General features: G+C 41.4%; 20 protein-coding genes. 5 read left to right on the top strand and 15 right to left on the bottom strand.

Going from position 1 to position 13,208, the window contains the following annotated elements:
- Position 1: 1 nt before the first annotated feature.
- Genes LFUMFP_RS00345 through LFUMFP_RS00335 form a run of 3 tightly spaced genes read right to left on the bottom strand, consistent with a single transcriptional unit; the run spans position 2 to position 1,719 of the window.
- Positions 2-820 (bottom strand): DUF6681 family protein, encoded by an 819-nt coding sequence (locus LFUMFP_RS00345; protein ID WP_025082744.1) that lies wholly within the window; start codon positions 818-820, stop codon positions 2-4.
- A 20-nt stretch (positions 821-840) separates the two neighbouring features.
- Positions 841-1,272: a hypothetical protein gene (locus tag LFUMFP_RS00340; protein ID WP_025082745.1), complete on the bottom strand. Its 432-nt coding sequence runs from the start codon at positions 1,270-1,272 to the stop codon at positions 841-843.
- A gap of 21 nt (positions 1,273-1,293) precedes the next feature.
- Positions 1,294-1,719 (bottom strand): Fur family transcriptional regulator, encoded by a 426-nt coding sequence (locus LFUMFP_RS00335; RefSeq protein ID WP_025082746.1) that lies wholly within the window; start codon positions 1,717-1,719, stop codon positions 1,294-1,296.
- Between the two features lie 305 nt (positions 1,720-2,024).
- On the opposite strand from LFUMFP_RS00335, the gene LFUMFP_RS00330 reads away from it, so the two are divergent.
- Positions 2,025-2,210: a hypothetical protein gene (locus LFUMFP_RS00330; RefSeq protein WP_025082747.1), complete on the top strand. Its 186-nt coding sequence runs from the start codon at positions 2,025-2,027 to the stop codon at positions 2,208-2,210.
- Between the two features lie 60 nt (positions 2,211-2,270).
- Here LFUMFP_RS00330 and LFUMFP_RS00325 read toward each other — a convergent pair whose 3' ends face one another.
- From LFUMFP_RS00325 to LFUMFP_RS00315, 3 genes are all read right to left on the bottom strand, one after another.
- Positions 2,271-2,825, bottom strand: a complete 555-nt coding sequence (locus tag LFUMFP_RS00325; protein WP_025082748.1) for a guanylate kinase — start codon at positions 2,823-2,825, stop codon at positions 2,271-2,273.
- 83 nt (positions 2,826-2,908) lie between these two features.
- Positions 2,909-4,096: a C40 family peptidase gene (locus tag LFUMFP_RS00320; protein ID WP_199190545.1), complete on the bottom strand. Its 1,188-nt coding sequence runs from the start codon at positions 4,094-4,096 to the stop codon at positions 2,909-2,911.
- A 134-nt stretch (positions 4,097-4,230) separates the two neighbouring features.
- Positions 4,231-4,410, bottom strand: coding sequence for a type II toxin-antitoxin system Phd/YefM family antitoxin (locus LFUMFP_RS00315; RefSeq protein WP_025082750.1), 180 nt, complete (start codon positions 4,408-4,410; stop codon positions 4,231-4,233).
- 103 nt (positions 4,411-4,513) lie between these two features.
- On the opposite strand from LFUMFP_RS00315, the gene tpx reads away from it, so the two are divergent.
- The 3 genes from tpx (at position 4,514) to LFUMFP_RS00300 (ending at position 5,799) form a co-directional block, all read left to right on the top strand.
- On the top strand, positions 4,514-5,008 hold the full coding sequence (tpx, locus tag LFUMFP_RS00310) for a thiol peroxidase (protein WP_025082751.1): 495 nt from the start codon (positions 4,514-4,516) through the stop codon (positions 5,006-5,008).
- A 110-nt stretch (positions 5,009-5,118) separates the two neighbouring features.
- A complete protein-coding gene (locus LFUMFP_RS00305) occupies positions 5,119-5,601 on the top strand; it encodes a MarR family winged helix-turn-helix transcriptional regulator (RefSeq protein ID WP_106482806.1) in 483 nt (160 codons plus the stop codon).
- Positions 5,602-5,622: 21 nt separating this feature from the next.
- Positions 5,623-5,799: a VanZ family protein gene (locus LFUMFP_RS00300; protein WP_233210601.1), complete on the top strand. Its 177-nt coding sequence runs from the start codon at positions 5,623-5,625 to the stop codon at positions 5,797-5,799.
- Positions 5,800-5,833: 34 nt separating this feature from the next.
- Here LFUMFP_RS00300 and LFUMFP_RS00295 read toward each other — a convergent pair whose 3' ends face one another.
- The 3 genes from LFUMFP_RS00295 to LFUMFP_RS00285 form a co-directional block, all read right to left on the bottom strand.
- Complete coding sequence (locus LFUMFP_RS00295) at positions 5,834-6,259, bottom strand: PPC domain-containing DNA-binding protein (RefSeq protein ID WP_106482805.1); 426 nt, start codon at positions 6,257-6,259, stop codon at positions 5,834-5,836.
- A 358-nt stretch (positions 6,260-6,617) separates the two neighbouring features.
- The gene (locus LFUMFP_RS00290; RefSeq protein ID WP_025082755.1) at positions 6,618-7,085 is read right to left on the bottom strand and encodes a universal stress protein; all 468 of its coding nucleotides are present in this window, start codon (positions 7,083-7,085) and stop codon (positions 6,618-6,620) included.
- Between the two features lie 14 nt (positions 7,086-7,099).
- Positions 7,100-8,038 (bottom strand): 2-dehydropantoate 2-reductase, encoded by a 939-nt coding sequence (locus LFUMFP_RS00285; RefSeq protein WP_106482804.1) that lies wholly within the window; start codon positions 8,036-8,038, stop codon positions 7,100-7,102.
- A 141-nt stretch (positions 8,039-8,179) separates the two neighbouring features.
- Between LFUMFP_RS00285 and LFUMFP_RS00280 the strand changes: the two genes are divergently transcribed.
- Positions 8,180-8,656: a glutathione peroxidase gene (locus LFUMFP_RS00280; RefSeq protein ID WP_106482803.1), complete on the top strand. Its 477-nt coding sequence runs from the start codon at positions 8,180-8,182 to the stop codon at positions 8,654-8,656.
- Positions 8,657-8,719: 63 nt separating this feature from the next.
- On the opposite strand, the gene LFUMFP_RS00275 is transcribed toward LFUMFP_RS00280, so the two are convergent.
- The 6 genes from LFUMFP_RS00275 to LFUMFP_RS00250 form a co-directional block, all read right to left on the bottom strand.
- The gene (locus LFUMFP_RS00275; RefSeq protein ID WP_025082758.1) at positions 8,720-9,454 is read right to left on the bottom strand and encodes a hypothetical protein; all 735 of its coding nucleotides are present in this window, start codon (positions 9,452-9,454) and stop codon (positions 8,720-8,722) included.
- Positions 9,441-10,277, bottom strand: a complete 837-nt coding sequence (locus LFUMFP_RS00270) for an ATP-binding cassette domain-containing protein (protein WP_025082759.1) — start codon at positions 10,275-10,277, stop codon at positions 9,441-9,443. The genes LFUMFP_RS00275 and LFUMFP_RS00270 overlap by 14 nt, the downstream gene beginning before the upstream one ends.
- Before the next feature lie 22 nt (positions 10,278-10,299).
- Entirely contained in the window at positions 10,300-10,791 is a 492-nt protein-coding gene (locus LFUMFP_RS00265; RefSeq protein WP_025082760.1) for a hypothetical protein, read from the bottom strand.
- 90 nt (positions 10,792-10,881) lie between these two features.
- Positions 10,882-11,421: a DNA-3-methyladenine glycosylase I gene (locus LFUMFP_RS00260; RefSeq protein ID WP_025082761.1), complete on the bottom strand. Its 540-nt coding sequence runs from the start codon at positions 11,419-11,421 to the stop codon at positions 10,882-10,884.
- A 108-nt stretch (positions 11,422-11,529) separates the two neighbouring features.
- Positions 11,530-12,015, bottom strand: a complete 486-nt coding sequence (locus tag LFUMFP_RS00255) for a universal stress protein (RefSeq protein WP_025082762.1) — start codon at positions 12,013-12,015, stop codon at positions 11,530-11,532.
- Positions 12,016-12,226: 211 nt separating this feature from the next.
- Positions 12,227-13,171, bottom strand: coding sequence for a magnesium transporter CorA family protein (locus tag LFUMFP_RS00250; RefSeq protein ID WP_106482802.1), 945 nt, complete (start codon positions 13,169-13,171; stop codon positions 12,227-12,229).
- Between the last annotated feature and the right edge of the window lie 37 nt (positions 13,172-13,208).

The following is a 13,208-nucleotide window of genomic DNA, read 5'->3' as shown; positions in this document are numbered from 1 at the left end:
TTTAGCTGCGTTTTTGGTACGCAATCTGGACCATGAGTTGGTAAGGATCGTGACCCTCAACAACGCCGCTACGACCCGCTATTTTATGTGGGCCCCCGACCAACCACGTGTGGGCAACGGCTAATTGATAATCAGTGGCCAATTGTTGGACCGGTGTTAATCCCACCGTCTTAATCGTTGCCAATGGTTCCTTAGCGATCGCGTTAATCCCACCATATAAGAGCCATTGCTGATCAACTTGTTTTAATTCGTAAAATGGAATCGCCACTTTATCGCCGATTGCATAAATCGGCCGTTGAAATTTTTGCGCTTGTTGATAGATATCTTGGTCGTCTAAACCTGAATAGTTCAAACTGATGTAGCCTGATTCAATTAATTGATTGACTAACGTCGTTAATTTTTCAGTCTGCTCCGCGGTCATCGTCAATTCAGTAGGCAATAAATCTTGTTCTTCAAAAAGACCCGTTGCCGGTTGAATTTGGGAGATGACTTTCGGTTTAGCACTCAACCCGTTTAACGGATGGGGTGCATTCGGATCGCCACCCAACGCCTTTTCAACGTAAGGTGAGACGTCAACTATCGCATTCTTGCCACGGTAATAGAAATACAGATTCATGAGGGCAAAATAGAGTAATATCAAGAAAACAAGTAAATTTAGAACGCCCCGGCCAATTGCCGCCGCTCTAAAATAGTAGATGCTCTTATACAATAGATAAAAATCGCCGAGTAAACAAACCACCGAAAAAATGCGGTTTTTTACGCGACCGTTAATATTTAAATAACCAAAATAATGATTAACAATATCAAGTAATGATAACATTGTCGCACACCTCCTTCATGCTATTGGGTTGTTGTTTGTCCGGTAGTCGTTTGCGTCGTTGTAGTATCCGTGCTGCTAGAATCCGTACTACTTGCGGCATCCGCCGTTGTGTCATCTTGCGTTGAAGAAGACGTTGAAGTCGTTACACTTGAAGTATTCTCATCTTCATCCGTCGTTGCACTACTATCACTACTTGTACTGACCTCTTCAGCCGAACTCGTTGACTGACTGACGGATTCACTAGATTGACTCGATTCTGAAACGGATTCCGAGCTTGGTTTCGATTGACTACTGCTTGTGACTGATGCACTGCTACTTGAACTCGATACTTTTTCCGTTTTAACGGACTGGACCGGTTTCACGGTGTTGACCACCACGTTGGTGGCACTCATCGCGATAATCAACGAAATAATGGCCGCTGGCGGAATAATCGGCGGGGTATGATAAGCCATAATATTTTCATCCTTTCAAAACTAATTCGTCTGACAATCGTCACAGAGACCGTATAGTTCAAAACGGTGGCCTTCAATCTGACAATTGGGTAATTGTTCACTAAAAAAGTCGAGTGGGCACATCTTCAATTCGATGACTTTCCCACATTGTCGACAGATAAAATGGTGATGATGACGATGTTCAAAATCACACTGGTACTTAACGTGGGCTTGTTCACCATGAATCTGTTGTTCAATTAGGCCCAGCTGTTCGAAATCTTTGATATTCCGATAAATCGTATTATGACTCATTCCCGGAAAAATCGACCGCATATGCTCGTCGATTTGAGTCACTGGAATATAATGATTTTCATATTCAGCCAAATATTGCAACATTTCACGGCGTTGTTTCGTAATCTTAAACCCATTGGCTTTTAGAACGGCTAAAGCCGTCGTCATCTCACTCATTTGATTGATTCCCTTCTCAATTGGTACACTAGCAGAAATCTTATTTTAGCATACTACTATTTCAATTCTGCAACTAACTGATTGCTTAAGTTTAACAAAGTTTTAGCAATCACGCATCAAGTGTCATCATTACCATTTATTATACCCGTTCTCTTCTCAGATGGTTTAAAAATAGATCAATTTAAAACTTATTAGTTGCATTTTAAAAAACTTAGCGTTATGATAATGTACAAATGATTTTATAGAAAACGGCTTCATTGGTCTTCTACCAGTGTTTCATTCGTTTTTCGAAGGGAGACTTTACTATGCAATTCCAAGAACAAACTACTAATTGGTACCACGTTTCACTTGATACACAAACGCAAAAATTTATCGCGACTAGTACTGCTGACGAATCAATCAGTGCTAGCGGGATTACAATTGAACAAGCCATTCAAAAATTAGCCTTTAAAGTGAAACCAACCAAGCAAACCACTAAACAATTCGCTTAGTGGTGATAATAAAAAGACGTTAGTGCAAAACAACCTGTTTTGCGCTGACGCCTTTTTATTTTACTTTAATTGGGCAATCAGATCGGCTAACGTTTGTTTCGTAAGCGCCCAATCATCATTAACAATCACTTTCGCATGTTGATTCAGTTCACTAGGCACCATTAGATCCCGTTTAAACTCGGCACTGGCCAAGCGTTTCTCAATCGCTTCCGGTGAATCGCGTCGTTTTTGCAAACGAGTCACTAACGAATCCGGTGCAGAAACCGTCAAGAATAACACCATCACTTCTTGGGGGAACGTCTTTAAATACGTTTTGGCCCCTTGGGTATCAACCACCAAACTAATCAATGGCGATTGTTGCCACGCTAATTCTAAAGCTTCATACGACGAGCCATATTGATAACCTGAATAAGTCACCGATTCAATCAAGTGCTTGGCTTGCATCGATTCCGGCGTCTCAAAATAATAATCGACCCCCGCCACTTCATTATGGCGTTTCGGCCGCGTGGTATGGGTCACGACTTGTGGAATTGCGTAGGCTTCTTTTAAATAGTGACTGACCGTTGTTTTACCGCTACCCGTCGCACCGGTAATGATTAATAATTTTTTATCCATTGTTAATTAACCACACTTTATCTATTAAAAAAGCTTGACCGGCAATGTGCCCAATCAAACTTTCTAATCGTTATTTTTTTAGCTTACAAACGACGACCAAAGTCTGGTTTGTAATATTGCATTGACATGGTTGTTACGCTTTGACCAGGTGCTGGTGCGTGGACGTATGAACCGCCACCGATGTAAATCCCAACGTGGTAAGCTGAACCAACGCCACCCCAGAAGACCAAATCGCCTGGTTGTAATGCTGATAATGAGACTTGTGTGCCTAATTGACTTTGAGCTTGTGATGTCCGTGGTAAGTTCATCCCTGCTAATTTACCAGCGTAATAAACTAAACCTGAACAATCAAAACCACCAGGTGCTGCGCCACCCCATGCATATGGTGTGCCAACAAATTGTAACGCGTTACCGACAAGTGAACCCGTATTAGCAGATGATTTAGGTGCTTCAGTCGTTGCTTTAGGCGCATCTTTTTGGATATTATTAGTCGTTGTTGGCGCAACCGTTGTCGTTGGTGCTTTAGTTTCAGTTGCTGTTTGAGCAGCTTCAACAGCGGCTTTCGTTTGAGCATCTAATTGTGTTTGTAAGGTTGCTAATTGTGTTTGGTGACCGTCAACTTCTTCTTGGAAGTCAGCTTGTTGCTTTTCGGCATCAGTTTTTAAAGTCACTAATTGCGTTTTATCTGATTCTAAAGTTGTTTTAGTTGTTTCTAAAGTGGCTTTTTTAGTGACTTGTTCAGTCTTTAAATCAGCTAATTTCGTTTCTGAATCCGTGACAGATGTCATGGCTTCTTTATTGGCTTCGTTTAACTTACCGATCACTGAAGCGCGACCAATCATGTCTGAGAAATTATCGCTATTGACGATGAAGTCAACATAGATATTCCCAGAAACACTGTTGCCCGTTTGCTTTTGCAAAGCAACAACTTGTTCTTTTAAGACTGCTTTACGCGCTTTAACTTCAGCTTGCGTCTTAACGATGTCTTGGCTAATGGTCGAAATCTTAGCGTTAGTCGCTGTAATATTAGTTTGGGCGTCATCAATTGCAATGACTTTATCAGAAACTTTGTTATTAATCTCAGACACTTTGTTTTGTGCTGTGTTTAATTTCGTCAAAAGGGCTGCATTTTCACTGCTAGCAGTGCTGATTGCAGTTTTGGTATCTGTCACGGTATCGGCGCTAACGGCCCCAACACTGACAGCTACCGTTGCACTCATTGATAATACGGCTAAAGCACTAAATACTAATTGACTAACTTTTTTCACCATGTCCACTCCATTTAAATTTATTAACCCACTTAGTTTCTAAGTCGGTCCCCAGTCTTTCAAACAGTAATTAGTGTACCACGTCACTATTACAAAAATGTTACAACTAAATTACTATATTAAGACTAAAGGCCGATTTACTTTTTCTGGGCTAAAAGTGATTGATACTGTTGCCAATCTTGATAGCTAATTAATACCGCTTGTGCTCGATGATTTGCATCCACAATTTCATACGTGATCGGTTTCACCGCCACTTCTTTAATCAATTGATTAAACATCTTTTTAGCGTAGCGTGCTTGAATTTGAGTGGTTGTCATTGGTTTCCTCCATTGTTGGTTTAATAAGCCTGTTTAATTGTATTATTGATTGAATCCCTTTACAATTAACTTAATCTTTTAATACAGAAATGAGGTTATTCAGATGCAAATTACCCGTCATGACCAACCAATCGAAACCATTGGAACGCCGCCTTCAATTGGTGAGCAACTCCCTGATTTCAAACTGGTAACAGCACAACACAAAACAGTATCGCGCGATGACTTAATCGGCCAATTAACGTTGATTAGTATTGTTCCCGACATTAACACCCGCGTCTGCAGCATTCAGACCAAACATTTTAATACGACCGTCGATCAATTCGACGATATTCATTTTTACACCATTTCGACCAACACGGTTGCCCAACAACAAGACTGGTGTGCCGCTGAAGGGGTTCATAACATGCAACTCCTTTCCGATGAACAACTCAGCTTCGGCAAAGCCATGAACCTTTATGTCCCAAGTAATAATACATTACAACGTTCGATCTTCATCGTCGATGCGACCGGCAAGATTGGTTATCAAGAATTGGTTGTTGAACAAACGCAAGAACCAGACTATCAAGCAGCGATTACCTTTTTAGAAAACGCTCGTTAAACGATTGAAAAACGCCGTCAGGGTGTACTATTCCCTGACGGCGTTTCTTGCTTACCAAGCTTTTTTGGCGTATGATACCACTATTAATTTAGACTTAAAAAGGAGTCGCCATGACTGAACTGAGTAACGATTTGTTCCAAACTTTTAATAAAGTGATTCACCTGTATCGCCATTATTATGGCATGCAATTTTCGTCACACCATCGTTCGGTCAGTCAAATTCGAATTCTTAAACTACTTAATCGCGAGAACGGCCAAATGCAAGGGCAACTTGCTGACACCTTAGATATTCGGCCGTCATCACTCACCGAATGTTTGAAAAAGTTGGAGGCCAAACACTATATCCAACGTCAATCTGACCATTACGATAAACGAATTACCCACGTTTTCATCACTAACCAAGGCCGTTCAATCATTAAAGAAGCCTTAGATGGTCGCAACGAGTTTACTGAGACCCTTTTTAGCAGTCTCACGGCTGATGAACAGCAACTACTCAGTAAGCTCTTAAACAAGCTTGAAATGACCTTAGATGACAAACAAAATTTCGATTTCATGGCCGAATTTACAGAACGGCTTCACCAAGCTAAATTATAAAAAAATCCGAGGATCAACGTTATGAAACAGACGATTGCGATTGCGGGCTTCACGATTTTAGGGATTGAAATCCTGCAATATGCCTTTTATCTTGGCACATTTGCCGTTAGCGACATCCTACTCAACGGCCTAGGCTGTTTGATTGGTTTTTACCTTGCGACACGTCTCGAAAAAAGAGTCAATATAAAAAGCAGCTGAGATTTTTCAGCTGCTTTTTTGATCAACAATTTGATTAGCTTTGAATATCCAACACTTGTAACTTCGTTTGATGATCTTCAGTGCGGCCTAAAACGACCGGCACTAAATCAATCACTAATTCACCGGTCCGGGAAATCACCGCTCGTTCTAAATGGCCGCCAAAAACGCTCGTATCTAACCGGGCAAACGTACTGTGTAGATGGACCGCAATTTTACCCGCGGCGTTTTCCACATTACCATTTAAACTCAATAGTTCAACTTGCTCTTGGGACCGAGTGGCCACGTACTCGTCACGACTCGTCGAATAGATACTCACTGTCACGTCATCACAAGCGCCAATACCCGAAATCGCGCCAAACTGATCCGGAATCGTGGCTGCCAGATATTTTAATTCAGTGATAATTTCATCGCCGACCTCTAATCGACAAATAATTTGCTGGTCTTTTTGAACAGTTTGCATCTAAAAAAGCCTCCTTAAACATGGTTGTTTAGTATCATACGACATCGCGCCGCTAAAACCAATCATTATGCTTAACTAATTATTATTTCCCGAGAAATAATAACCAAATGGCCATCCTTTTAGATATTGATACCGTCAAAAAAGCCCTCAAGATTAGCTATCTTGAGGGCTTTTTTATGCACGGAACTAGGCTAATGCTCAGTTGCTAACCGCAACTCAACACACTTCTTTTCTTAACGTGCTTCTGAGCTAACTTCTTCCGTCTAGCTACAACTAGCAACTTATGACTAAGCCCGTCATAAATTGCTAGTTTAGGCTATACTCAGAAGTTGACCAGCTCAGTCAGACACTTCTTTTCTTAACGTACCACCGTTACCGAGCATGGTGCGTATTTTGATAGATAACTGGCATGCGTGCCAATCAGATGTTTTGAGGGTTTCGTTTTTGAACCGACAATCACTAAATCAGGTTGGAAGCTAGGAATGATTTCTTCCACAATCACGTGTCCTGGATTGCCTTCACCGACGAATGGTGTGACTTCTTCGACACCAAATTCTTGAGCCTTTTGGACGTAAATTTCCAAATCGGCGGCAATTTCAGACCGACGATCAGCAACGATGTTCGGTGATAATGATTGATAGATGTTCAAATCGCCGGTTTCCAAAATACTAACAATTCCCATTGGAATCTGATAGGCCTTAGCCACTGTACAAGCATAGTTGAAAGCGCGTTTTGATGACGTCGTATCGTCATCGTCAATCGCGATTAATAATTTTTGATAATGCATTGATTCCACTTCGATATTTAACTGACGTTTTTCTGACATAACAAACGACTCCTTTATTTTTCGATTAATAGGGCTTCTTTAGTGTGAACTAATTCGGTAATCAATTGATTGACGGGTGTTGCAATCCCGCGCTCAGTTCCCTTCCGCGCGACATAGCCGTTTAAATAATCAATTTCAGTTGGCCGGTGATGTTGAATTAAATCTTGATGCATCGACGGATAATGATCACCCGCTTCTTCTGGATTAAACAACGGCATAATGTGCGCCAACATCTCAGCCGGTTGCAAATCGACACCTTCAGTCGCAGCGACGGCCGAAAATTCGTCAACAATTGCGGTCAATAGCGTCGTTGCTTGACTGGTCTGTCCCAGTTGCGCAATATTACAATCCAGTAAAGCGCACAGACTATTTAAAGTCCCGTTAACACACGCTTTACGCCAGATTGAAAATAAAACATCCGTACTATAATGCGCCTTTAATCCGGCCGCACTCAGTAACTCGACCAATGCTTTGGCCGCATTTTGACTATCAGGTGCCACGTTTTGTAGTTCAACGCTCCCCGAACCACTCAATGTAATTTCACCAGGGCCCGTTAATCCGGCTGTCCATAAAGTGATTCCAACAAAAATATTAGTCTTCGGCAGATACCGTTCAATCGTTTCTGGATGCCCCAATCCGTTTAATAGACAAACCACTTTGGTCTTAGGCCCAATTAACGGTTGAATCGTTTGTAACATGTTCGTTAACTGCATTGATTTCGTAAATAAAATAATCACATCTTGAATCTCTTTAATATCCGTCGGCAACGCTGCTGGAATCTGAACCTGCAGTGGTGCTTGCCCCGCAATATTAACGGTTAGTCCGTTGGTGTTAATGGCTTGAACGTGTGCTGCCCAATTATCAAGTAACACCACCGAATTCCCCGCCGCTTGTAACATGTAGCCAAATCGACTGCCCATCGCACCCGATCCAGCAATTGCAATTTTTGTCATTCGCTAATAACTCCCTTACTCACTTGTTCCCTATCATCATGCCACACTTTCACCAAATTTTCATCAGAAACCGCTTAAATCGCTTTTTTTAATCCGCCGGTCTATACTGGAGCTAATCTCAATTAGAAAGAGGGGGTTTCAATGACCAAAATAACTGATTTTACCGTCACCGATATTGCGGGTGAATCCTATCCGTTATCGCGTTATCAAGGACAAGCGCTACTGATTGTCAATACGGCTAGTAAATGTGGCTTTACACCCCAATTTGCCGGTTTAGAAGAACTTTATCAAACCTATCGCAATCAAGGGTTCACGATTTTAGGCTTCCCTTGCAATCAATTCTTGATGCAAGATCCCGGTTCAGATCAGAAAATTGTGACATTCTGCCAACAAAACTACGGGGTTAGTTTCCCGATGCACCATAAAATTAAAGTCAATGGTGCCCAACAAGATCCACTGTATCGCTATTTAATCGACGTTTCTGGTGGGGCTAACATTAAATGGAATTTCACTAAATTTCTGATAGATCAAAATGGGCAGTTCGTACAACGCTTCGAACCAAAAGAAACACCTGCTAGCATCAGTCCGGTTCTCGAGCAACTATTGAAGACTGACTAACACGAATGCTATCGGATACAATCAAAAAAACAGACGATTCTCAGCTGAGAATCGTCTGTTTTTTTAAAATAAAAATTGCCGGTGCGATAACACGACTTGGTGAATCATCAATAAGAAAATACTGTAGCCTAAACTCATTAGCCAGGCTAGACAGAGATCCAAAATGCCAATGTGCACGCTCGTATTAAATAGTTGGGCAATCGTCGAAATCGGTGGCAATAACCCTAGCATGTAGAGATACGGGTGCCAATAAGTGACAATCGCTTCGCCACAGGTCCCTAATACAACCATCAATACCGTTAAAACCCCCGCAAGTCGGCGATTACTCAAGACCCGTCGTTGCCAAATTAAACCGGTGGTAATCGCAACCGGTACGACACTCAGCAACATTAAGAAACCGCCGAACCAATCCCACCAATTTAGTGTTCGACTGAAATAGCGCGCGCCGTGTAGCCATAAACCGAGCGCCGAAGCCCCAATTCCTAGAATGACGAAGAAGACGCCGATTAAAGCTAAATAACACAATAGACTTTGATAAAAGCGGCGCCGTTTTCTTAATTTCAGACTGATTACTTTTTCCAAACCAATCGGCAATTGATTGATATAACTGTAGGTCAACCAAGTCATTAACACAAACAGGCCTAATAATAAGACGGCGAGACTGCCAACAAAATCTTGTGGATAAGCAACAAAGTTCACGGCTAACATAATCAACCAGAATAAAAGTGGCCCCCACAAGCTCCCGTTGTCCATTAAAACCCGTTGGTGCAATCTTAACTGTGCACTAAAGGACCTCATAGCGTAACCCCCTCAAACTAAACCCATTTTTAAGCATCGCTTCAATTAATGCATCACTTTGGTGAACGTTGGCGTAAACAATCACGCGCCGAGAACCATCCGTGATTTTAAGCGCTAATTGTTGCAACGCTGCTGGTAACGCTAACGAACGTGGCGTCGTTGCAAATTCAAGCCGCATCACTTTTTCTTCCGGTTGTGGTAATTCTTCGACTGGCAATAAGCGCATCGCATCCAATTCATAGATGGTCGTCGCTAATTGTTCAATCAAAAAAGCGTTGTTAGTCCCTAAGATTAGCGCGCCCCCTTTTTGGCGGTAATCCTTTAACCAATGAATCATGCGCATCTGCGTCGGACCATCTTGACCGGTTAGCGGTTCATCCATGATTAAAATATCAGGGGTCCTCAAAATCGCCTGCAAGAAATTAACTTTCTGCAAGTTTCCTCGTGAGAGTTGTTTTAAAGGGACCTCTAAAGAGGCAGTTAGCCCAAATTCATAGGCTAATTCGGTAATCTGTTGATCCAAATAACGATTATCAACCCGATTCATTTCACCCAATAAGTGCAAATAAGTGCGCGGGGTTAAGCCAGTTGGCGCTAATTGTTCCGCCATGTAGCCAACTCGCATCTTAGGTGCTAATTTCAATTGGCCCCGACTAATGTTGGTCAGTCCCGCCAAAACGGTTAGTAACGTGGTTTTACCCGCACCATTTTGTCCCGTAATCGCGATACATTCTTGACGCCCTATTTGTAAATTTAATCGTTTAAAAAGTTGGCGCCGTTGATATTTTTGCGAAAAATCGCGTAACTCCAAGACTGCCTGCATGTCTGTTTGCCAACCTTTACTATTATTTAGCTTGCCAATTCGCAATATTTTGTGCGGCTAATGCCAAACTCAACACGGCATCTTTAGACAAGTCAGCCTGAATTAAATTATGTTTAACCGTTGCAGCCACTGCGCCAATCACCGCCAAGCCGTACGTCAAAACTTCTAAATCACGTTTAACCAAATATTGATCTTCATAAACGGCTTCGTGGCTATATTCAAAATTAACTTTATTGTCGGCTAAAATACCATCGACATGGGTCACCATAATCCGATCAGTGACGTCGATTAATAATTTACGATCGTCTGACAAGGTTAATTTATGATCTGATTCTGATTGATAGTAAGTTTCTTCGGTAATGGCTAAATATTTAGCGACCGGATTATTTAAAACAGCAAAGCTATCCAATACGGCAAAAATTTCAGTTGGTTTAATCATTACTTTTCGTTCTAAAATTGCGGTCATGTTTGCTTCAAGCCAATCTGCTAATTGGCGAACATTATCTTGTACCATGGTTGCACCCCTTTTATTATCTTTAAATATTCTTAATATATACTTACCATAATACACCATCGACAAATGAAGCAAAAGCCGGAGTTACTGTTAATCCGCTTGCGGATGATCATCGATTAAACCGGCACCCTGTAAATAGGCGTAAATGATGACCGGTCCAACAAACTGACAACCCCGTTTCTTTAAATCGCGCGCGACTTGGATCGACAATGGAGATTGCGCTGGTACCGCCGCCCAAGTCGCCGGGTGATTAACAATTGGTTGGTCATCCACAAACTGCCATAGATACTTAGCAAACTGACCAAATTCACGTTGAATGGCTAAAACAACCTGCGCGTTATTAATCGTCGCCGTTAATTTCCGTCGATTGCGAATCAAATCCGGGTTCAACATGAGTTGGTCGATATCGGCGTTCGTCATTGCCGCGACTTTAGCAATTTCAAATTGATGAAATGCTTGACGAAAAGCAGGACGTTTGGCGAGGACTGTTCGCCAACTCAACCCCGCTTGATAAGTCTCTAAACACAACAATTCAAATAACCGTTGATCGTCGTGCTCTGGGCGCCCCCATTCAGTTTGATAATAGGCTAATAGTGCTGGTGTTTCGTTCATCCAATTGGCATTTGTCATTTTAATCACTCCTTCAGTTTCAATATACGATAACAAAAAAGAATGCCACTAAAATAACCACCAAAAATTAATTTTAGTGGTTATTTTAGCGACACTTATATTTAATGATTATTTTTTCTGACCTTTAATTTGAGTTTGATTATCAACATCCGTCTTTACGATTAAGACGTCACAAACCGCATTCCGGTTAACGTATTCCGTTACAGAACCCATCAACATCCGTTCAACGGCGTTCAAGCCAGTCGAACCCATCATAATTAAATCGGTTTGATGATCATTAGGAAAATCACGGGCAATCACGTTTTTGGGACTACCAAAACGAACGTGAATTTCAACATCCTCTAAATGTTCCTTATTCTGAATATCGTACTTCAAGCTATTTAAATAATTCTGAGCGTCTTCTGAAATTTGGAAAATGGCATCTCCAGAAAGCATCCCACTGTAACTACCAGCGAATTGTTTTGTATCTAAAACGTTCAAAACATCTAAATGAGCGTTATTCATTTTAGCGACACGAACCGCCTTATTCAAAGCTAATTCAGCTTCTTCTGAACCATCAACGGGGACTAATATCTTCTTATATTCTTGAACCATGATTCTCATCTCGCTTTCTCAATCTCAATTTGCACATTGTTACTAACTTAAGAATATACCGCTACCGCGGACAATTCAAGCAAAAAGGTAAGGGCTTTTACAAAATGGTTAATCACTAGAAATAGTATTGAGGAAACAAAGGCGATAGTTCGGACTTTATTCACGGAACTAGGCTAATACGCAGAAGTTGACCAGCTCAGTCAGCACTTCCTTAGAAATAGTCTTTCTTTTTTAGCCACCAACCCGCTAGTAGGCTGATGATTAGGGTTAGGCCTAATAATAGTAGGAAGCCTTTGCCGCTGTGGCTGAGTGGCACTGGGACGTTCATTCCCCAGAAGCCGCCAATCATCGTTGGAATCGTTAAAATAATTGACAACGAGGTCAAGGTTTTCATGATGTTATTCAAACGATTTGAAATAATATCCGATAATAAATCACTTAATTGAGCCAATAATTCCCGATAAGTCGTGACGGCCTTATCCGATTTGGCAAATTGAATATCAATTCGATACAGTTCGTCAGCTTGATTGGCGACTAATTCAAATAAGCGGGTTGCTTTAATTTGCGGCATAATTTGTTGATTACTTTTTAAGCCTAAATCGAGGAAGACCACACTTTTACGCAACGTTTTTAACGCGTACAATGTTTGATTGCGCGTCGAAACGTGAACGTTTTTTTCAAGTTGTTGAATTTGTTGCGCGACAATATCCAACGCTGATAAATAACGTTGATAAATTAACGAAATACTGCGTAAGACCATCGTTTCTAATGGTTGTTGTTCGATTAACAACTGGCGCATCTGATCAACTAACGCCGACTGTTGGTGGCCGACCGTCATCAAAATATGCTCACTAATAATAAACGAAAATGGTCGCGTAATGAACTCCGCGTGTTCTTCCGTATCCTGCATTTTAACCGGGACCAATAAACAAACATGGGTCAATTGTTCACCGGCTTCGGTCGTAAACGTTTCATAGCGCGCCACTTCATTGATATCTTGGGCAACTTCAAAAAGCGTGACTGGTAAATGATATTTTTTAGCAAAATGTAACATTTCGTGCTTGCTCGGATCTTCAAAATGAATCCAATTGGCCTGCTTTTCAGAAGCGCTGACTTGAATCGGTTGACCCGGTATAATCTCAAAATATGATAACATGTTATCCACTCCGTTCTCACTATTTATTATCATACTG

This window comes from Latilactobacillus fuchuensis (assembly GCF_900258455.1).
Taxonomy (GTDB): domain Bacteria; phylum Bacillota; class Bacilli; order Lactobacillales; family Lactobacillaceae; genus Latilactobacillus; species Latilactobacillus fuchuensis.
This window is presented reverse-complemented; position numbering and strand designations above follow the sequence as displayed.

What these genes read in the sequence shown, in the direction of transcription:
- LFUMFP_RS00265 (WP_025082760.1), bottom strand. Translation starts at nt 10,791, where the DNA reads ATGGTACAAGATAATGTTCGCCAATTAGCAGATTGGCTTGAAGCAAAC.
- LFUMFP_RS00285 (WP_106482804.1), bottom strand. Translation starts at nt 8,038, where the DNA reads ATGACAAAAATTGCAATTGCTGGATCGGGTGCGATGGGCAGTCGATTT.
- LFUMFP_RS00280 (WP_106482803.1), top strand. Translation starts at nt 8,180, where the DNA reads ATGACCAAAATAACTGATTTTACCGTCACCGATATTGCGGGTGAATCC.
- tpx (WP_025082751.1), top strand. Translation starts at nt 4,514, where the DNA reads ATGCAAATTACCCGTCATGACCAACCAATCGAAACCATTGGAACGCCG.
- LFUMFP_RS00315 (WP_025082750.1), bottom strand. Translation starts at nt 4,410, where the DNA reads ATGACAACCACTCAAATTCAAGCACGCTACGCTAAAAAGATGTTTAAT.
- LFUMFP_RS00260 (WP_025082761.1), bottom strand. Translation starts at nt 11,421, where the DNA reads ATGACAAATGCCAATTGGATGAACGAAACACCAGCACTATTAGCCTAT.
- LFUMFP_RS00300 (WP_233210601.1), top strand. Translation starts at nt 5,623, where the DNA reads ATGAAACAGACGATTGCGATTGCGGGCTTCACGATTTTAGGGATTGAA.
- LFUMFP_RS00320 (WP_199190545.1), bottom strand. Translation starts at nt 4,096, where the DNA reads ATGGTGAAAAAAGTTAGTCAATTAGTATTTAGTGCTTTAGCCGTATTA.
- LFUMFP_RS00305 (WP_106482806.1), top strand. Translation starts at nt 5,119, where the DNA reads ATGACTGAACTGAGTAACGATTTGTTCCAAACTTTTAATAAAGTGATT.
- LFUMFP_RS00330 (WP_025082747.1), top strand. Translation starts at nt 2,025, where the DNA reads ATGCAATTCCAAGAACAAACTACTAATTGGTACCACGTTTCACTTGAT.
- LFUMFP_RS00325 (WP_025082748.1), bottom strand. Translation starts at nt 2,825, where the DNA reads ATGGATAAAAAATTATTAATCATTACCGGTGCGACGGGTAGCGGTAAA.
- LFUMFP_RS00290 (WP_025082755.1), bottom strand. Translation starts at nt 7,085, where the DNA reads ATGTCAGAAAAACGTCAGTTAAATATCGAAGTGGAATCAATGCATTAT.
- LFUMFP_RS00295 (WP_106482805.1), bottom strand. Translation starts at nt 6,259, where the DNA reads ATGCAAACTGTTCAAAAAGACCAGCAAATTATTTGTCGATTAGAGGTC.
- LFUMFP_RS00340 (WP_025082745.1), bottom strand. Translation starts at nt 1,272, where the DNA reads ATGGCTTATCATACCCCGCCGATTATTCCGCCAGCGGCCATTATTTCG.
- LFUMFP_RS00345 (WP_025082744.1), bottom strand. Translation starts at nt 820, where the DNA reads ATGTTATCATTACTTGATATTGTTAATCATTATTTTGGTTATTTAAAT.
- LFUMFP_RS00275 (WP_025082758.1), bottom strand. Translation starts at nt 9,454, where the DNA reads ATGAGGTCCTTTAGTGCACAGTTAAGATTGCACCAACGGGTTTTAATG.
- LFUMFP_RS00250 (WP_106482802.1), bottom strand. Translation starts at nt 13,171, where the DNA reads ATGTTATCATATTTTGAGATTATACCGGGTCAACCGATTCAAGTCAGC.
- LFUMFP_RS00255 (WP_025082762.1), bottom strand. Translation starts at nt 12,015, where the DNA reads ATGGTTCAAGAATATAAGAAGATATTAGTCCCCGTTGATGGTTCAGAA.
- LFUMFP_RS00270 (WP_025082759.1), bottom strand. Translation starts at nt 10,277, where the DNA reads ATGCAGGCAGTCTTGGAGTTACGCGATTTTTCGCAAAAATATCAACGG.
- LFUMFP_RS00335 (WP_025082746.1), bottom strand. Translation starts at nt 1,719, where the DNA reads ATGAGTGAGATGACGACGGCTTTAGCCGTTCTAAAAGCCAATGGGTTT.